This window comes from Streptosporangium nondiastaticum (genome assembly GCF_003011965.1).
GTDB classification, from domain to species: domain Bacteria; phylum Actinomycetota; class Actinomycetes; order Streptomycetales; family Streptomycetaceae; genus Streptomyces; species Streptomyces nondiastaticus.
In genome coordinates this window covers 1-393 of record NZ_PXWG01000405.1, presented here as the reverse complement: position 1 = coordinate 393, position 393 = coordinate 1, and the positions used below count along the sequence as shown (strand labels likewise).

The window sequence follows — 393 nt, the reverse complement described above, 5'->3', positions numbered from 1 at the left end:
ACCTCGACGTCCTTAGCCTGCTGGAGCGACTGCTCGGTGTTGCTCCGCATCTGCTCCAGATGGCCGCGCACCCGCTCCAGGCTTTCGGTGATACTTGCGATACGTACCGCAGCAGCCTTCTCTTGCTCTATCGCCAGGGCGATCCGCTCATCAGCGCCAGCTAACTTTTTGGCGTAGGCAATGCGGATGTCGAGTTGACGGAGGTTGTAGTCAATCGAGTCAATGCTAGCCCTGGTGTTGGACAGGGCGTCGCGAGCCGCTTGCTTCTCTTCGCTGCCTACCATGTTGCCCAGGTGCCAGCCCGTGGGAGCTTGCTCAAGGGCGTTTTCCAGGCGGGGTAGGTCTGCCTCCAGACGCTCCCGCTCCTCAATGAGATCCTGGCGCTGTTGTTGC

General features: G+C 60.6%; 1 protein-coding gene. It reads right to left on the bottom strand.

The window, feature by feature from the left end:
• Positions 1 to 393 (bottom strand): hypothetical protein (locus tag B7P34_RS36450; RefSeq protein ID WP_189383303.1); only part of this gene is annotated, 393 nt, incomplete at both ends.